The 437-nt window shown below is 53.3% G+C and carries 1 pseudogene; it reads left to right on the forward strand.

What is annotated here, in order from left to right:
- Positions 1-95: 95 nt before the first annotated feature.
- A pseudogene (gene qseF / locus K0039_RS25500) lies at positions 96-437 on the forward strand (two-component system response regulator QseF/GlrR); the annotation flags it as partial.

Genomic DNA, 437 nt, shown 5'->3' on the forward strand with positions numbered 1-437 from the left:
CCAGCTCTCGACCCGCAAACCGGCTGGAAATTTCTCGCCGGATACGCCGCACGAGAGTGAAAAGCCCGCGCCATCCACCCATGAGGTCACTCCTGATGAGCCATAAACCTGCGCATTTATTATTGGTCGATGACGATCCGGGATTGCTGAAACTGCTTGGCCTGCGCCTGACCAGCGAAGGCTACAGTGTGGTCACGGCGGAAAGTGGCGCTGAAGGATTACGGGTACTGAATCGCGAAAAAGTAGATTTAGTCATCAGCGACCTGCGGATGGATGAAATGGACGGTATGCAGCTGTTTGCTGAAATCCAGAAAGTGCAGCCGGGAATGCCGGTAATTATTCTTACCGCGCATGGTTCTATTCCCGATGCCGTTGCTGCAACACAGCAGGGCGTTTTTAGTTTCCTCACCAAGCCTGTCGACAAAGACGCGCTATAT

The organism is Terrisporobacter mayombei, assembly GCF_020748465.1.
Classification (GTDB): domain Bacteria; phylum Bacillota; class Clostridia; order Peptostreptococcales; family Peptostreptococcaceae; genus Terrisporobacter; species Terrisporobacter mayombei.